The sequence below is a fragment of the Corallococcus sp. bb12-1 genome (assembly GCF_026626765.1).
In the GTDB taxonomy this organism is placed as follows: Bacteria; Myxococcota; Myxococcia; order Myxococcales; family Myxococcaceae; genus Corallococcus; species Corallococcus terminator.
In genome coordinates this window covers 176,374-192,847 of sequence record NZ_JAPNJZ010000015.1, presented here as the reverse complement: position 1 = coordinate 192,847, position 16,474 = coordinate 176,374, and the positions used below count along the sequence as shown (strand labels likewise).

Sequence of the window (16,474 nt, the reverse complement as noted above, 5' to 3'; positions counted from 1 at the left end):
TCCGTCACGCTCAGGGGCGCGGCGACAGCTCGATGTTGTCGAGGTTCGTGTCCCAGCCGTTGGACGTGGAGAGGGTGAACACGGTGCAGGGCTGCGTCCAGTTCGTCACCACGTGGGTCACCTGGCCCGCCGTCAGGGGGAAGGTGCGGGTCGGCAGGTCGAGGCAGGCGAGCGTGAGCGTCGCGCCCGTGTCCCAGGTGAAGGCGTCCATGCCGATGACGCGGCGCTGGCCGTTCACGGAGAGCCGCCCCTGGGTGAGGCCGCCGCCGTTGAAGGAGACGCTCTTCGTGGTGAACCCGCCCCAGGGCGACGCGATGTACCAGTCGCTCAGGATGAAGTGGAGCGGACCGTGCAGGCCGGTGATGACCTCATCCTGTCCGGGGAAGGTGTCGAAGGTGATGAGGTTGGTGGACGGGCCCACGGGGATGGCCAGGGCGCTGGTGTTGTTGCCCGGCACGGAGTCCGTCTGCGCGGCGGACACGGTGGCCACGCTCTGGAAGGTGCCAGAGGACATGGGGAAGGCCGTCACCGGAATCGTGGCGCTCGCGCCCGGCGCCAGGCTGGGAATCGTGCACAGCAGGTCGTGGCCGAACGAGCAGCCGCCGTTGCTGACCGGGTCCGCGCTGTAGAAGAAGTAGAAGAGGCCCGTGGGGACGGGGACGTCGAGCTCGATGCCGGTGGCCGTCTGCGTGCCGTTGTTCGTCACGGTGATGTCGTAGAACAGCATGTCGCCGTTGGCGCCCGTGCCCGCGGGGAAGGCCTGGCTCACGGCCAGGTCCACCGGGGCCTGCGTCCCGGACGTGGCGGGGACGAAGGTGACGTCCACCCAGAAGTTGGTGTTGAGCCAGGCCTCCGTGGGGAAGGCGCTGCCGTTGAGGTTGCGCACGCCGTTGCCGCCGGCCGCCACGGTGGACGGCGCGTGCAGGGGCGGCACGTCCACGCCCGCGGTGTTGAAGTAGTACGGCGTGATGGCGTAGCGGCCCCCGGTGGCGAAGTACGACACGACGTAGGTCGTGTTGGCCGCGAGGCTCACCGGCGTGGCGAACGTCAGCTCGCGCCAGCCGAAACCGCTCTCCGCGGGCGCCTGCGCGGTGGTGGCGAGCAGCGCGCCGGTGGCGCTCCACAGGTGGCCCACGTGCGGCCCGTTGTCGGTGCTGCCCTTGTAGTAGCGCACCTTGGTCACCGTGCCCGCCACGTCCGTGCGGAACTTCACGCCTACCTCGGCGGGGGTGGCGTCCGCGTTCTCGTACTGCGGATTGCCCGTCGCGGTGCTCCACAGGCTGCACGGGTTGCACACGGTGTCGGCGAGCGTGGTGGCGGTGACGGTCGCGGAGGCCGGGCCCACGTTGCCGGCGGCGTCACGACCGCGCACGGTGTACTGGTACGCGGTGGCGGGCGTCAGGCCGGTGTCACGGTAGCGCAGGGTGGTGCCGGGCAGCTCCGCGACGAGATTGCCGCCCCGGTACACCAGGTGCGCGCGCGCATTGCCCTGCATCTCGCCGTTGCCGTCCACGGAGGCGTACCAGGTCAGGTCGATGGCGGTGGGCGAATTGGGCGCCGCCGCGACGTTGGTGGGCGCGCGCGGGGGCGTGGTGTCGTTGGGCTGGAAGGCCACGTCCACCCAGTAGTTGCTGGCGTTGAAGCTGTCCGTCGGAAAGCCGCTGGTGCCGTAGCGATACAGGCCGTTGCCAGCGCCCGCCACGTCCCCCGCCGCGTGCAGGGGCGGCGCCGCCAACGCGGACGCGAAGCCGTTGTCCGTCACCGCGTAGTGCCCCGCGGGCGCGTGGTACGAGACGACGTAGTTCGTGTCCGCGGCGATGGTGACCGGCGTGGCGAAGCGCGCCTCCTGCCAGCCGGAGGCCGTCTCACCCTGGAACGTCACGGTGCCCAGCAGCGAGCCGGAAGCGGACCAAAGGCTGCCGGTGTGCGTGCCCGTGTTGCCCGCGCCCTTGTAGAAGCGCACGCCCATGATGCGACCGGGCGCATCGCTGCGGAAGCGCACGCCCAGCTCCACCGCGGCGCTGTCGTTCGCGGCCGCCACGGCCGGCAGCGCGGAGTCGCCGAAGAGGGCGCGCTCCCCCGTCAGCAGCGGCTGCACGGACTCGGTGGTGTCTTGTGCTTCCGGCAGGGTGGGCTCCGCGGGAGCACAGCCCGCGATCGCCCACGTGAAACCCACTGCGCATGTCGTGACCCAGCGTGATGCCAGTCGAAGCACGTCGGACTCCCTTGAAGGTGAAGACAGGCGGTGGTTCTCACATCGCCTGTTCGGGAGTCGAGCCTTTCACGCGAGGGTGACATGATTGTGTTTCAATACACGCGGAGGATGGTGGTGGTGCGGCATGTCCATCCGTTGGGGGCGCGTGCTGTCCGTTGCGGACGGAGTGCAACGGGTTCCGCGGTGGGCGCGGGCGCCGGACCGGTCTCGCGGAGCCACGCGGCGGCGGCCTGCTGGCGCCTGGGTCGGCCCCCCGGGGCCGCCGGACAGGGCGTGTGTCCGGCAGCGCCGGATGCCCTTACGTACGCAGGGCGTGTTTCCCGGTCGCATGTCATGCCGTCCATCCGGACGGAGCTTCCGTGGCCCGCCGCGAACCTCCGTGGGCGAAAGCTTCCACTGCCCGACATCCACCGGGGCGCGCGCCCGTCGCAGGGGTTGTTGGCCCTGGGCGCGTGCCTAGCTTGGCCGCGTCCATGAAGAACGAACTGCACCCGGCGGCGGCGGCGCGTCCCACGCGCGTGGCTCATGTGATGTACGGCTTGGAGATGGGCGGGCTGGAACAACTGGTGGTCCGCCTGTCCGAGCATGGCCGTTCCCGGGGCATCGACTCCGTGGTGCTGGCCCTGGGGCCGGATGGCCCGGTGCGCGAGCTGCTCCAGCGGGCCAACATCCCCACCGTGTGGCTGGGCGGGCTGGCGGGCATGACGCCCACGGCGATCCGCCGGCTGGCGCAGGAGGTGGACGCCTTTGGCGCGGACGTGGTGCACGGCCACGACGTGGGCCCCTGGCTCAACGCTGTCGCCACCCGGACGTTGCGTCCGCGCACGCCCGTGCTGGGGACCTTCCATCAGACGGTGGAACCGCAGGGCAAGCTGCGCCCCGCGGCCATGGCCGCCGCCGTCTTCACCCAGTCGCTGGTGGCGTGCGGCAGTGAAGTGCGCGCCAGCCTGGAGCGCTGGAGCCCGAAGCTGCTCTCGCGCGTGGTCACCATCGAGAACGGCGTGCCGCTCACCGTGTCCACGGGCGCCGAGGCCCGCCGGGACGCGCGCGAGCGCCTGGGCCTTCCCCAGGACGCCACCGTGGTGGGCTACCTGGGACGCCTGTCCGAGGAGAAGGGCCCGGACCTGCTCGTGGACGCCTTCCTGGGCCACTTCGCGCAGGAGACGAACACGCACCTGGTGATGATTGGCCCCGGCCCGATGGAGGCCTCGCTGCGAGCGCGCGCCGCCGCGTCGCCGCTCGCCGGACGGGTGCACTTCACGGGCGCCCTGCTGGACGCGAGCACGCTGCTGCCCGCCTTTGACGTCTACGTGCAGCCCTCCCGTCGCGAGGGTCGCTCACTGTCGCTGCTGGAGGCGATGGCGGCGGGGCTGCCCACGGTTTCGCACACCGTCCCGGCCATCCGGGAAGTGCACCGCGATGGGCAGACGGCGCTCCTGGTGCCCACCGGTGACGTGGTGGCGCTCGCGGACGCGGTGAAGCGGCTGACCCACGACGCGGACCTGCGTGCGCGCCTGGGCGCGGCCGCGAAGATTGAATCCCAGCGCTATTCGCTCGCCAACATGGTGGATGCGTACGCGAAGCTCTACCGGGGCGCCGCCGCGCACGCCCAGGCGTGAGTGTGGGAGGTGCACGGGTGCCGCACTCCACCATCCTCCATGTGCGCAGCACGTGCGGCCTGTACGGCGCCGAGCGTGCGTTGCTGTCGCTGGCGGGCACGACGCCGTCGCCCTGGCGGGCGCAGGTGTGCAGCCTGGTGTCTCCGGGCCGGGTGGATGTCCTTTCGGGCGCCGCGCGTGAGCAGGGATTGGACGCCCTGACGCTGGAAGTGCCTGGCCGTTTCAGCGCGATGGCCGTGGCCACGCTCGCCTCGGAGGTCCGCCGTCGCGGCGTGGGCGTGGTGCACGCGCACGACTACAAGTCCCTCACCCTGGCCGCCGCCGCGAGCGCCCTGTCGGGAGTTCCGCTGGTGGCCACGTACCATGGGGACACGGGCGCCACGCCCGCGTTGGTCGCCTACGAGGGACTGGCGCGCGTGCTGGGCAACTGCACCACCGCGGTGGCGGCGGTGTCCCGGGAGCTGGCCACGCGCCTGCGCCGGTACGTCCACCGCTCGCCGGTGGTCTACATCCCCAACGCGCTGCCGCTCGCGAAGGCCTGCACGCATGAGGAGCGCCTGCGAGCGCGCGAGGCGCTGGGCCTGGCGCCCGACGTGTCGGTGATCGCGCTGGTGGGACGCCTGTCGGTGGAGAAGGGGCCCCAGGTGCTCTTCGACGCCCTGCGCATCCTGGCCCGGACCCCCGGCGCCACGGTGCCCACGCTGTTGCTCGTGGGGGATGGCCCCTTGAGGCAGTCCCTGGAGGCCCAGGCGCAGGGGCTGCCGGTGCACTTCCTGGGGTTCCGTTCGGACGTGCGGGAGGTGTACGCGGCGGCGGACGCGGTGGTGATGCCATCCCTCCGGGAAGGCATGCCGCTGGTCGCGCTGGAGGCGATGGCGGCGGGACGTCCGTTGATCGCCTCCGGTGTCGGTGAACTGCCCCATGTGCTGGGCACGGGGCGCGGTCTGGTGGTGCCGCCCGGTGACGCGGGCACGCTGGCCTCCGCGCTCGCGGGGTTGCTGGCGGCGCCCGGTTGGCGAGAGCGGATGGCCGGTGCCGCGCGCGAATACGTGGTGACGCACCATGCGCCGGAGCGGATGGCGGAGCGCTATGTCGAAGCGCTCTACCTCCCGGCGCTGGAGGCCCCCTCCGCGCACGCGGCGATGGGGGAGAGGAAGCCTCCGCGCGTGAGCGTGTAGAGTCCGCGGGTTCCGGACGAGCGACGCCCCGGGGAAAGTGGGGGCGTGGCCGTTCCACCAGGAGAGCGGGCCCCCCATGGGAATCACGATGTCGCAGCACGAATACGCCACGGCGTTCCGCCTGCTCACGGTCGGAGCCCGGCATCCCCAGAACATCGCGAAGCTCGTCGAGGAGCGGCTCCTCCCCGGACTGCCGGCGCAGCCCGCGCTGCTGGACGTGGGCGCGGGGTCGGGCAAGGTGGCCGAAAGACTGGCACCGCACTTCGGTTCGCTCACCCTGCTGGAGCCCAATCCCGAGCAGATCGCCGGGTTCCACCATGCGAAGGCGAAAATCCACCACGAGTCCCTGGCCCGCTTCGAATCACAAGACAGGTATGAACTCGTCGTGTGTTCGCATGTCCTGTACCACGTGCCTGTCGCTGAATGGGGAGCGTTCATCGACACGCTGCTCTCGTTCGTGCGTCCCGGGGGAGCGTGTCTCATCGCCATGGCCGCGGGCAGGGGACCGACCTATGAGCTGTGCAAGGACTTCTCGGAGACGTTGCTCTTCAGCGAGGCCGTGATCGCCGAAGTCCAGCAGATGCGATTGCCGCACGAGGTGTTCGCGACGATGAGCGGGTTCGTCGCCCAGAGCTTCGAGGAGATGTACACGCTCTGCCGCTTCCTCGTGCTCGAAGGCTGCTTCACCGCGGCGCAGCTCGCCGCCCTGGACGCGGCCCAGGTACGTGAGCTCGATGCGAAGATTCGCATGCACGCCGAACGCTGCCGTGGAGCGGACGGGGTGTACCGCCTGGAACAGGACGAGGACCTGATCCTCATCTCTCGGGCGTGAAGTCGATTGTCGTGAATAATTAGGTCATGTGACCTATATCTTCCCCCGTGAGGCACGGCAAGCGGTCGTGCCCGAACGTGGGAGTCGTCATGGGAGCCGAAGGCCGCGTCGTGTTGGTGGGGGGCTATGGGGTGGTGGGCGCCCAGCTCGCCGGGCTCCTGAGGGAGCGTCATCCGGACCTGCCGCTGCTCATCGCCGGGCGCAGGGAAGAACCGGCCCGGGAGCTGGCCGCGCGGCTGGGCGGGGCGGAGGGCGTCGCGCTGGAGGTCCGCACACCCGGTGCGTTGGCGGCGCTGGGGGGACGGCCCCGGGCGGTGCTGTCGCTGGTCAACGACCCGGACGATGTCCTCTTGATGGCGGCGTCGGGTGACGGCGTGCCCGTGTTGGACATCACCCGGTGGACCTCCCGGATGATGGCCACGGTGCTGCGGCTGTCCGGAGCGCCGCCTCGCGCGCCGGTGCTGCTCGGCTCCGCGTGGATGGCGGGGCTGGTGCCGCGCCTCGTGGCCCTGGCCGCGGGAAGGGTGGGGCGCCTGGAGCGCGTGGAGGTGGCCATCCGCTTCGCGCTCGCGGATCAAGCCGGGCCGGACTCCCTGGAGTACATGGACCGGCTGGGCCTGTCCTTCGAGGTGACGGAGGACGGCCGCGAGCGGCAGGTGCAGCCGCTGACGGACGGCCGGCGGGTGACGTTCTCCGACGGCCGGGCCACCCGGGTCTTCCGGCTGGACACGCCCGAACAGGCGACGCTGCCCCGGGTGCTGGGCGCGCGCTCGGTGGCGACGCGGCTGGGCTTCGACTCGGGCTCCGCGACCTGGACGCTGGTCGTGCTCCAGCGGCTCGGCATCCTGCGGCTGCTCCAGCACCCCCGCTGGACGGCGCTGCGCCGGACGCTGCTCACCGGCAGCAACACGGGAGGCGAAGCCGCGTGGGTGGCGGACGTGGAGGGCGAACGGGGCCATGTCCGCATCGAAGTGGTGGACCCCAAGGGGCAGGCCCACCTCACCGCGGTCGGAGCGCTGTTGGGCGCCGAGCGGCTCCTGGGACTGGATGGAGCGCCGCCGCCGCCCGCGGGCGTGTGGTTCCCGGAGCACGAACCCCGCCCCGAGCAGACGCTGGCCACGCTGCGCGCCTGCGGCGTCGAGGTCCGCATCAACGAGTCCCTGGCGCGCGAGGTGGCGTGATGCCGCGCCGCGCGAGCAAGAAGGTCGCTGGGGCCCTTCCTTCGTCCAGTCCCCGCGAGGGCACGGCGGTGCACGCCAAGGGCACCGAGCGCGTGGGCCACATCCTCGACGCGGCCATGGAGGTGCTGGTCCAGGACGGCTACGCGGGGCTCAGCCTGCGGGGCGTGGCCCAGCGCGCGGGCGTGAGCCTGGGCAACCTCCAGTACTACTTCCCCACGAAGCAGGACGTGGTGCGCGCGTTGCTGGCGCGCTACCTGGAGCAGGCCCTCCAGCGGGTCCACGCGCGGGTGGAGGGTGGAGGCGGAGAACCGGCGCAGCGGCTCCGGCACGCCGTGGATGCGGTCCTGGAGGATCAGGACTCACCCCAGGCCTGCCAGTTCTTCGCGGAGCTGTGGGCGCTGGCCGCGAGGGACGCCATGGTGGCGGACGCGCTCGCGGTCTTCTACGCCGGCTACCGCGCGGGCGTGGTGGAGCTGCTGCGACAGCTCTGCCCCGACCTCACGCCCGCGCGCCGGGAACGGCGCGCGGCGTTGCTGGTTGCCTTCTTCGAAGGACTGTCCCTCTTCCGAGGCGGCGGAAATCTGCGCGCCGCCTCGGTGCCGGGATTGGACCAGGAACTGCGGGTGCTGCTGGAGCAGGTGTTGCTGCCCCCGCCGGCGCTATAGCCGGACGCCGTTGCAGTACGGCTGCCCGTTCGGCTGCGACCAGCAGGTGCCGGAGGAACACGTGCCGGTGGGGCTGCACTTGGGACGACACAGCCCTTCACTGGGGTTGCTGGTGAGCCAGGCACAGGTCGTCGTGGAGTTCGGGCAATCGCCGGTGCCCGTCTCGCACGCGAGGCCCTGCTGGCTTTCGCCGAACGTCTCATCGTTCGCGTCAACGGCTTCCGGACCGCAAGCGGTGAGTCCAACGCTGCACAGGACCACGAAACACAGGGAACGCAGCATGCGAGCCTCCAGGGGCCAGGTGAGGAGCGTTGGATCCTACAGAGAATCCACGCCGGGTGAAGGGCCCCTGTCCAAGGTCGCCACTCAGGCGAGCGACGCGACGAGCTCGTCGAGCTGATCCATCGCCTCTCGCAGGCCGTGCTCCATGCCGGAGGACAGGGCCCCTTCGCGCGCTTCCTTCGACGGATACACCTCATGCGACACGAGGTGCGTCTTGCCGTCGCGCTCCTCGAAGGTGACGGTCACCTGCACCGCCGCGTCCGGGAACGGTTCGAAGATCTGCGTGTAGGCCAGCCGCGTGTGCGGCGTGATTTCAGAGTAGGTGCCGTAGAAGCTGAACTCGTTGCCGTCGTGCTTCAGGTGATAGCGGTAGGCGCCGCCGACGCGGACGTCCGCCTGGCAGTCCACGAATTCGACACAGCGGGACTGGGGCGCCCACCAGCGCCTCACGAACTCGGGCTTCGTCCACGCGTCGAACACGATGCGCGCCGGGGCCCGGAACGTCCGCGAGATGATGACCTCCCGGTCGGACTTCAGCTCCAGGGTGGTGACGCTCCTCGGGGTCTCACTTCTTGCTTCGGCCATGGGGCTTCTCCTCGTCCTGGAGCTCCTCCAGGAGTTCGTCCATTGCCTCGAAGCGCGCATCCCAGAGCTGGTGATAGCGCTCGAGCCATTCGTGAAGTTCGCGCAGCGGTTGCGCGCGCAGCTCGTAGAGGCGCTGCTGCGCCCGCGGCTGCACATCGACGAGCCCCGCCTCCTTCAAGACCCGCAGGTGCTTCGACACCTGGGGCTGCTGGAGCCGCAGCCGCTCGCCAATGTCGTTCACCGCGCGAGGCCCGGAGCGCAACAGCTCCACGATGCGGAAACGGTGGGGGTCGGACAGCGCGGCGAACGTCTCGATCATGGCTTATATATTCCTCACGAGGTATATTCTCGTCAAGGAATATGATGCTTCACCAGGGTGCCCCCTGGGGGGAGGGCGGCGCGATTCAGGCGCCTCCCTCCTTCTTCCGCGTCAGCGCTTGGGCACCGTGGTGCAGCAGCCGGAGCTGGCGCAGCGGACGAAGCCCTGGGACGTGCACATGTCATCGCTGGTGCAGGCCGGGCCCTGTCCGGGATTGTCGCAGGTGGCGCCCCCGCCGCCGCCGCCGCCCCCGCCACCGCCACCGCCGCCCGACGACACGGCCTGGATCGACACGGTGGGGCAGCGGGGTTGCTGGGGATCTCCCACGCAGCTGTTGCTGTTGCTGTCCGTCACGTTCCGGGGGCAGGGGATGCGCGTCGTCGGATGCCCCTGGGCGCCTACGCCGAAGCAGACGGTCAGCCCCGCGAGGTTGCAGCGTGGGTCGCAGCTGAAGGCCACGCTGTCACTCTCTCCAAACGCCGAGCGCAGCTCCGACAGGGGGACGCCGCGCCCGATGTTGTCGCGCAGGAGCGCGGGCGTCCCCTGGTCGCCCGGGAGCGACAGCAGGGCGTCGATGCTGCTGGAGAAGTAGCTCCTGGCATCCATCCCCGTGCAGCTTCCGTGTTTGGGCCACTCGTGGTTCGCGAGGAAGAAGTTGTCCGTGACGAATCCGGGGCCGTAGGTGCCCATGGTGTCAGGAATCGTGGAGGGGTCGGGCAAGCAGCGCGAGGGCGCATTTCTGCCCCGACATTCGCAGAGGCCGCCGCAGTAGGCCGGGTAGCTGCATTGCTGTTGCTGCTCCTCCGCGTCATTGAACTGGGGCCACAGTCCATGAATCGTCAGGTGTGTCGCGCCGAAGCTCCCCTGGAGCTGCTGGCACTGCTCCTTGTCCGGATTGCCCGGGCAGAAGTTCGGCGCCCACGTCAGTGCGAGCAGGTACGCGCCGAATCGCGGCGTGGCACAGGCTCCGCCATCCGTGGCGGAGGGGTCCGTGGCGAAACAGTTGCAAGCCGTGGCCTGGGGACGTCCGAACTCGATGTCGAGGGCTTCCGCTGTCGCCTGGTCGAGTGGTCGGGTCGTGGCGACCTTCGCGGCGGGCGGTGGGGCGGGAGGGGTCTCGGGACGCGTACGACATCCCTGCACGATGACCAGACACAACCACAAGGCAAGGCGCGGCGGCGGGAGGCGCATGGTTCCCCTTGCTCTGCGCGGAGCAGAAGCGGCTCCAAGGTATGGAGTCGTGGCCATGCGCCACACCCCGCGCCCGGGGACGGCGGGGTGTCTGTCCATCAACGCGCCCCTCCTGGAGGCAGAGGGCATTGCTGGAAAACCGACGTCGGTGTCTTACGCGGGCTGGAGGAAGCGGCCGTCCACCAGATGGTCGATGACCTCCCGGGCGGAGTGCGGATCCAGCCGCGCCGTCGTGCCCAGTTGCGTCACCGCGCTGGAGACGGTGGTGGGGCGTTCGAAGGTGGCCAGGGCCGCGAGCAGGATGGCCCCGTCCTGGCCCTGCGTGAGCGTTGGATCCGAGAACTTGCGTGGGCTGACGGAAGGGGCGCAGCTCAGGGTGGTGCCATCCACCGAGCGCATCACGGTCACGGGCTCCTGTGACACCTTCGCGGGGGCCCGGTGGGCGCCCAACCAGTCCCCGAGCGTGAACTGCTGCTTCGCGGAGGCGGTGTTCAAGAGCCGCGTGCGTCCGTTGATGTCGAGGCGCTTCCTCGCATCCCGGTGCTTCCACGCCAGGGCATCCACGCGGTCGGAGGTGCGCTGCACGGCTGCTTCGAGCGCGGTGTCCTTGAAGCGGATCATCGGCACGGACACGTCACCGGGTTCGCGTCGCTCGAAGTAGTCGAGGAACTCCGTGAACGTGCGCGCTTCGGACACCATGTCGAACCGCGCGGGATGTTCGGTGACCAGGGCACCGGGCTGGGCTTCCAGCCGCTGGTAGCCAATCACGCAGTCGAGTCCGATGATGCGCTCCACCAGTCGGACCTCCTCCGCGAGCGTGGCCTGGCTCGCGAAGGGGAGGCCGCCGATGCCGGAGATTTCAATCTCCAGGTTGGGATGGCGGCGGGAGGCTTCAATGACTTCGAGCAGCTCCTGGTCCTTCGCGCAGGGCTTGAGCAGCCCCTTGCCCATCTGTTCCAGGCGCTGCTGTTCGGAGAAGCAGCCGATGTCGAGCACCATGTAGATGCGTTGGAATGTCCGGGCCAGCGCTTCGACGAGCTCCAGCTTGGGCACGCCCCAGAGGAAATACGTGCAGCAGTGGCGAGAGAGGTCGACCCCGGCCCAGGTGCTGCCCAGGAACTCCGCCGTGCTGCCGGCGAAGTCGTAGCGCATCTGCCAGGTCCGGCCGGCTATCTCCTGATGGTCGCGGCGCACGCTCTCCTCGGAGCGCAGGAACGGCTTCGCGCGTCCGAAGGCCGCCTTCTGGTTGCCGCGGGCCCCGCCGCAGTAGAGGCAGTTCTCGCCGCACCCCTTGCCGGGCGCGACCCAGCCGGAGAAGGAGTTGCGGTCCATCTGGCTCAGGAAGAGCTCGTTGAAGTGCGAGTAGTAGATGTCCTCGGTGTTGTTGGCGCCCTGCACGTACGCCAGCGGAAGCCTGCGGGGCTTTCCTTCGGCGTTCCGGCTCACGCAGTTGGGAGGGGTGGGGTCGCCCTGGCAGATGGCCAGCAGGGGCTTCTCGCCGTCGCCCAGCACGATGTGGTCGATGCAGTCCACGGCGCTCAACTCCCGCCACCAGTACGACGCGGAGTTGCCGCCCACGACGATGCGGATGCTGGGATCGATTTCGCGCAGGGTGCGAGCGATGAGCAGCGCGCGGTCCACGTGGTGGAACCACTTGAGGCTGATGCCGACGAGCTTCGGGCGCACGCGGGTGACGAGGCTCTCGAAGGAGTGCACCACCTCCGCGTCGGTTTCGTCCCCGTCATACAGCCGCACGAAGGCTTCAATCCCACCGCGTCGCAGGTAGCTCGCCAGGTAAAGGATGCCGCACGTGGCTTCGCCCGTCCCGGCACCGACGAGAAGCACTGGCGAGAGGTCACGACCACCACGCATGAAACGAGCACCGACCTTTCCGAGTCGGTTTCAGCGTAGACGATTCGAGGCAGGCCGGAGGGAATGATGGGAGGCCCACCTCGCAGGCACTCAGGCGGCTTGTGGGCCGCCCGTCCATCCCGGGGGCGGACCGCCAGTGAGGGCGTCACCTGGGGGGCTGGAGGTGCTGCCTCCGCCCGGCGGCGTCAGGGGGCGGGGCGCTGGAGCAGTGCGGGCTTGGACCTGCGACCCTCCGCGAGCGCCATGACCGCCCAGAGCAGCGCGTAGCGGTTCTCCTTGGCGGAGCGCAGGGAGAGGGACGTGGCGAACCGGTGCTCGATGGGCGCCTGAAGCCGCCCCGCGCGCATGCGCGGCAGCGCTTCGTGGTAGGAGCGCGGAACGGAACCCCACTGCGGGAGCCGCGACCGGCTGGCGTTCGTCGCCCGCCGGTCGCGATGAAGGCCGGCCTCGCTCTACTTCCTGATGCGCACCGTGACGGAGGTGAACACCTCGACGCTCTTCCCGCTCTCCTGGACGAAGTTGCTCGTGAAGCCCACCGGCTTGACGAAGAGGGCGTCCGCCTTGTGCTCATTGACGGACCTGGCGCCGAACCGCGCCAACTGCATCGTGTTCATGGCCATGCCCGTGCAGCCCTCGCACTTGGGAGCGCGGTGCACGAACACCGTGCCGCCCTCAATCTGGTTCGTACCGTTGGTGCGCGGCTTCGGTACGGCGATGAACAGCCGCTGGTCCGTGTCGGGATTATCCCAGACCGCGCCAAGGGGGAGGCTGCTGGTGTTGTCCGCGTTGGTGCCCAGCGGGCGGAGGGTGACGTCGATGAAGCCACCACTGTCGATGGCTGAGTTCACCTTGACGAGCTCCTCCTTCTTCGTCCACCCCAGCCAGTGGAGTTGAGGGAGGGTGTAGTTATCCGACGCGAAGATGCCCATGTATGAACTCGAGTCACCGGACGAGGTGACCTTGCCGGTGGCGGGGTCTCGCACGCTGCTGTGCGCGAGGCCGAGGACGTGCCCGACCTCGTGGGCGTAGTCCCGGTACAGGCTGCCCCTGAGATTGACGCTGTTCGAGCCGGCGTTCGAGGTGGAGCACAGCCCGCTGGGCAGCGAATACACGGTCAGGAACGCGCTCGCGCCGGTGACTGCCCTGCGGGCCTGGCCCTTCGCGTCCGCGCAGTTGGTGCTCGTCACCGCCACGGTCTGCGTGCCGGTGATCTGCAAGCTCACCTGATGGCGAGACGCGACGGCGTAGTAGTTGTACAGGTCAACGACGTTGCCCCGGATGGTGGCCATCGAGGGCGTTGTCCTGCCAGCGAGGGTGACGCGGACGAGCTTGACGGTGTGCTTCTTGTTGAGGGCGCCCAGTCTGCTGTTGAAGTTCTTGACGCAGGTCGGCTCGTTGGCGCCGCAGTCGTAGCTGTACGGCGAGGGGAGGGCCACGACGTCCTGGATCCGGAACGAACGCACCTGGTCGTTCGCGCTCGCGCCGCTCTCGAACGAGGTCTCACAGAGGTTCGCGTCGTTCTCGACGGTGACCGAGTCGCCGGTGCAGTTCGTGCCGGCATGGAGCGTCACGGCCTTGCCCATGGGCACGTCGACGTAGGAGCCGCTCGCGACTGCCGCGAGCGTGTGGCAACCGTTGGATCCGGCCTCCTGAATCACCTGGGAGCCGACATCGCAGCTCTCGCGCACGCGGACGGCAGGAGAACGCGGGGCGATGATCTGCTCGCGCAGCGTGGGCCAGTTGGCCGCCGTGCAGTTTCCTGACTGCACCTCATCAATGAAGAAGCCGTCGTCGAGCTCCGGGTGCGCGTAGGCCTGGCACGTGTCCCACAGCTCGCTCCAGTGCGCCCAGTCGCAGGTCCCCGCGTTGACGTACGTCTCGATACACGAGAGCGAAGCCGCGAGTTCCGCGGAGACGACTCCCTGGCGGATGGACGCGACGGACGACTCGGTGCCGGTGCCGCGCGGCTGTTCGTGGGCGGGCTGCTCCAACTCCTCTCCCTGGCATCCTGACACCAATGCTCCGCACAGCATGACGAACGTCATGGACAGCTTCCGCATACTTCTCCTTTTCGCAGCCCGTGGCTGCATGACACTGCGAAACATGTGCAGTGGCGTCACTGTTGAAATGCAATGCATGCGCACAGCCTGCCGGCTGTGCCATCCGTGCTGTCTTGTCTGGGGGGCGGCCGACGCCATTGCCGCTGTGAAGGCTTTTACGCGATTTCGAGGCAGCCAGTGACAATCAGCGAAATATGTTTTGCATGCCGGCCGATCGTCCCGGGATGTGAGAATCCGGATTGCGCGGTGCATCAGTGTGCGCGCCAGAGAGCTGGTCAATGCGCCCTGATTCCTCAGGTCCGCTCACCACGGCACCGGGCGCAGCCAGGGGCATGGGCGCTGGCGGACGAATCGCCCGAAGAGGCGCCCATTGATGGCGCTTCGGTGCGTCATCCGTTGGGGCCGGCAGCGGTTACGGATGGCGCCCATCAGTGTCAGCGAGGTATTACAAAGGACTCGTCGTCGGACATCCACCACGCTCAAGAGCGCGGCGAGGACACTCGCGCACCTTCGCGTCTGGCTTCTGGGTCACCCGCCGCTTGAGCTGGGTGGCCGCCTTGTCCCGAATGGATGAGAGGTCCCCGCTCTGACCCGCCCCGGCCAGCCGATAGTTCAGGCAACAATCCCCTGCGAACTCGCTGCACGGCCCCGTAGCTGAGTAAGTGTTCGCCGTGCCCCGTCGCGACGGGGCACGGCATTTCGTGAGACCTCCCTTGGCCACACAACAGGAGGTGAGCGATGGAGTTGGAGAAGGAGTTGGAGCAGTTCCGTCAGGAGGCGCAGCGGTTGAAGGCAGGGCGGCGCAGTGGCTCGTTGCCGTTTGCGCAGACGCTGCGCGCCTTCGCGGTGCGCTACGCCGAGCACACCGTCGCGGCGGGAGGGACGGTGACGGACGCGGCGTTGAAGCTGGGAGGAGGGCGCGCAGGCGGTGGAGCTGACGGTGAGCGAGCTGTCCCTCTTCCTGGAGGGCTGTGAGTTGGCGAAGCGGTGGAGGCTGTCGCCGCCGACGGTGGACGAGAAGGTCCTTGCGGTAGGCGGGGGGGTGTAGCACCTGCCAGGTAGTCATGACGCGCGTCGAGCAGTTGCGAGACTTGGAGACGGCGAAGCAGGTGGCCAGCCTTCTGGAGGCGGAAAACGCCCGGCTGCACCAGCGCCTCGAAACCCTCGTCGCGGAGAATGCCCGGCTCAAGGGCGAGGACGCCCAGGCGCGGCTCCAGTTGGAGCTCGAGGACCTCAAGGAGCAACTGGCCCTCTTGCAGAAGCGCCTCTTCGGCGCCTCCAGGGAGAAGCGCGGGGAGAAACCCGCGAAGCCTCCGAGGACGAAGCCACGGCGCGGCCACGGCCCCACCGGAGCTGAAGGTGCAGGAGGTGCTACTGCCGCTGGACGAGGCGGACCGAGTCTGCGGCCTGTGCGGCAGTGGGCTGCACGCGTGGGAAGGGCAGACGGAGGACTGCGAGCAAGTCACCGTCGTCGAGCGAAACTTCGTGCTGCGCCGGGTGCGCCGGCAGAAGTACCGCTGCCACCAGGGCTGCACGCCGGTGACGGCCTCCGCGCCGCCGCGGCTGATTCCCGGTGGCCGCTACTCGCTGGAGTTCGCCGTCCACGTGGCCCTCATGAAGTATGGCTTTCACCTGCCGCTGGCCCGCCAGCAGCGGTTGTACCTGCGCGAGGGCCTGGTGGTGGAAGCGCAGACGCTGTGGGACCAGCTCGACGCGCTGGCCACCCACCTTCAGAAGTCCTACGAGGCGCTGCTGGCCGAAGTCTTCACCTCGCCCCTCATCCACGCGGACGGGCCCGCCCCCGCGACGCTGGCCTTCTGCTGGGCGCACGTGCGCCGCAAATTCTTCGAGGCGAAACAGTTCGCTCCCCTTGCGAAGAGGTGCTGAAGCTTATTGGTGAGGTGTATGCCATTGAGGCGGACCTGCCCGGCTGGTACGCCCTGGCGGCAGAGGAGCGCCAGGCCGCGCTCGCGCAGCGGCTCGCCGTGCGCCAGCAGCACTCCGCGCCGGTGGTGGAGCGTATCCGCGACTGGGCCCTGACGCAGCGAGCCGCCCCCGGCAGCGCCTTCCGCAAGGCCCTGGAGTACATGCTGAAGCTGTGGGACGGGCTGTCTGTCTTCTTGAGCAACCCCGTGGTCCCCATCGACAACAACCACGTCGAGCGGCAGATGCGCGACATGGTGATGGGCAGGAAAAACCACTACGGCAGCAAGTCGAAGCGAGGCACCGAAGTGGCCGCCCTCTTCTACTCCCTCATCGAGACAGCACGCCTGCGCGGTGAGGACCCGGGCCACTACCTCCAGCGCGCTGCGCTCGCCGCCATCGAGAGCCCAGGCACCGTCACGCTTCCGAAGAACCAGGACTGACCCCAACTCCCACTGGCCGCCCCGGTCGCGTCAGCTCGGCGCAGGAACGGGGCACGGCGAACAGTTACCGTCTTTCGGTGCGCCGCGCGCGAAGCACGCGGCGCACCGA

General features: G+C 69.3%; 16 protein-coding genes. 8 read left to right on the top strand and 8 right to left on the bottom strand.

Annotation, left to right across the window (positions count from 1 at the left end):
* Nucleotides 1-10: 10 nt before the first annotated feature.
* Nucleotides 11-2,176, bottom strand: coding sequence for a DUF4082 domain-containing protein (locus OV208_RS18005; RefSeq protein ID WP_267575066.1), 2,166 nt, complete (start codon nt 2,174-2,176; stop codon nt 11-13).
* Nucleotides 2,177-2,688: 512 nt separating this feature from the next.
* On the opposite strand from OV208_RS18005, the gene OV208_RS18000 reads away from it, so the two are divergent.
* From OV208_RS18000 to OV208_RS17980, 5 genes are all read left to right on the top strand, one after another.
* Nucleotides 2,689-3,834, top strand: a complete 1,146-nt coding sequence (locus tag OV208_RS18000; protein WP_267575065.1) for a glycosyltransferase — start codon at nt 2,689-2,691, stop codon at nt 3,832-3,834.
* 17 nt (nt 3,835-3,851) lie between these two features.
* Complete coding sequence (locus OV208_RS17995) at nt 3,852-5,012, top strand: glycosyltransferase family 4 protein (RefSeq protein WP_267575064.1); 1,161 nt, start codon at nt 3,852-3,854, stop codon at nt 5,010-5,012.
* A 76-nt stretch (nt 5,013-5,088) separates the two neighbouring features.
* Nucleotides 5,089-5,844 (top strand): class I SAM-dependent methyltransferase, encoded by a 756-nt coding sequence (locus tag OV208_RS17990; protein ID WP_267575063.1) that lies wholly within the window; start codon nt 5,089-5,091, stop codon nt 5,842-5,844.
* An 89-nt stretch (nt 5,845-5,933) separates the two neighbouring features.
* Nucleotides 5,934-7,025 carry a saccharopine dehydrogenase gene (locus OV208_RS17985; RefSeq protein ID WP_267575062.1) on the top strand — a complete coding sequence of 364 codons (1,092 nt, stop codon included), beginning with the start codon at nt 5,934-5,936 and terminating at the stop codon, nt 7,023-7,025.
* On the top strand, nt 7,025-7,690 hold the full coding sequence (locus OV208_RS17980; RefSeq protein WP_267575061.1) for a TetR/AcrR family transcriptional regulator: 666 nt from the start codon (nt 7,025-7,027) through the stop codon (nt 7,688-7,690). Before OV208_RS17985 ends, OV208_RS17980 begins: the two co-directional genes overlap by 1 nt.
* On the opposite strand, the gene OV208_RS17975 is transcribed toward OV208_RS17980, so the two are convergent.
* The 7 genes from OV208_RS17975 to OV208_RS17945 form a co-directional block, all read right to left on the bottom strand.
* A complete protein-coding gene (locus OV208_RS17975) occupies nt 7,685-7,972 on the bottom strand; it encodes a hypothetical protein (RefSeq protein ID WP_267575060.1) in 288 nt (95 codons plus the stop codon). The two genes, OV208_RS17980 and OV208_RS17975, sit on opposite strands and share 6 nt — an antisense overlap.
* 84 nt (nt 7,973-8,056) lie before the next feature.
* Nucleotides 8,057-8,557, bottom strand: a complete 501-nt coding sequence (locus tag OV208_RS17970) for an SRPBCC family protein (RefSeq protein ID WP_267575059.1) — start codon at nt 8,555-8,557, stop codon at nt 8,057-8,059.
* On the bottom strand, nt 8,538-8,876 hold the full coding sequence (locus OV208_RS17965; protein ID WP_267575058.1) for an ArsR/SmtB family transcription factor: 339 nt from the start codon (nt 8,874-8,876) through the stop codon (nt 8,538-8,540). The genes OV208_RS17970 and OV208_RS17965 overlap by 20 nt, the downstream gene beginning before the upstream one ends.
* A gap of 111 nt (nt 8,877-8,987) precedes the next feature.
* Nucleotides 8,988-10,067, bottom strand: coding sequence for a ribonuclease T2 family protein (locus OV208_RS17960; protein WP_267575057.1), 1,080 nt, complete (start codon nt 10,065-10,067; stop codon nt 8,988-8,990).
* Nucleotides 10,068-10,220: 153 nt separating this feature from the next.
* Nucleotides 10,221-11,939: a B12-binding domain-containing radical SAM protein gene (locus tag OV208_RS17955; RefSeq protein ID WP_267575056.1), complete on the bottom strand. Its 1,719-nt coding sequence runs from the start codon at nt 11,937-11,939 to the stop codon at nt 10,221-10,223.
* Nucleotides 11,940-12,124: 185 nt separating this feature from the next.
* The gene (locus OV208_RS17950) at nt 12,125-12,286 is read right to left on the bottom strand and encodes a hypothetical protein (protein ID WP_267575055.1); all 162 of its coding nucleotides are present in this window, start codon (nt 12,284-12,286) and stop codon (nt 12,125-12,127) included.
* Nucleotides 12,287-12,391: 105 nt separating this feature from the next.
* Nucleotides 12,392-13,999 (bottom strand): hypothetical protein, encoded by a 1,608-nt coding sequence (locus OV208_RS17945; RefSeq protein WP_267575054.1) that lies wholly within the window; start codon nt 13,997-13,999, stop codon nt 12,392-12,394.
* Nucleotides 14,000-14,737: 738 nt separating this feature from the next.
* Between OV208_RS17945 and OV208_RS17940 the strand changes: the two genes are divergently transcribed.
* The 3 genes from OV208_RS17940 to OV208_RS17930 all read left to right on the top strand — a co-directional run bounded on the left by OV208_RS17940 (nt 14,738) and on the right by OV208_RS17930 (nt 16,365).
* Nucleotides 14,738-14,974, top strand: a complete 237-nt coding sequence (locus OV208_RS17940; RefSeq protein ID WP_267575053.1) for a hypothetical protein — start codon at nt 14,738-14,740, stop codon at nt 14,972-14,974.
* A gap of 384 nt (nt 14,975-15,358) precedes the next feature.
* Nucleotides 15,359-15,886, top strand: a complete 528-nt coding sequence (locus OV208_RS17935; protein WP_267575052.1) for an IS66 family transposase — start codon at nt 15,359-15,361, stop codon at nt 15,884-15,886.
* Nucleotides 15,880-16,365, top strand: coding sequence for an IS66 family transposase (locus tag OV208_RS17930; protein WP_267575051.1), 486 nt, complete (start codon nt 15,880-15,882; stop codon nt 16,363-16,365). Before OV208_RS17935 ends, OV208_RS17930 begins: the two co-directional genes overlap by 7 nt.
* The last annotated feature ends 109 nt before the right edge of the window (nt 16,366-16,474 follow it).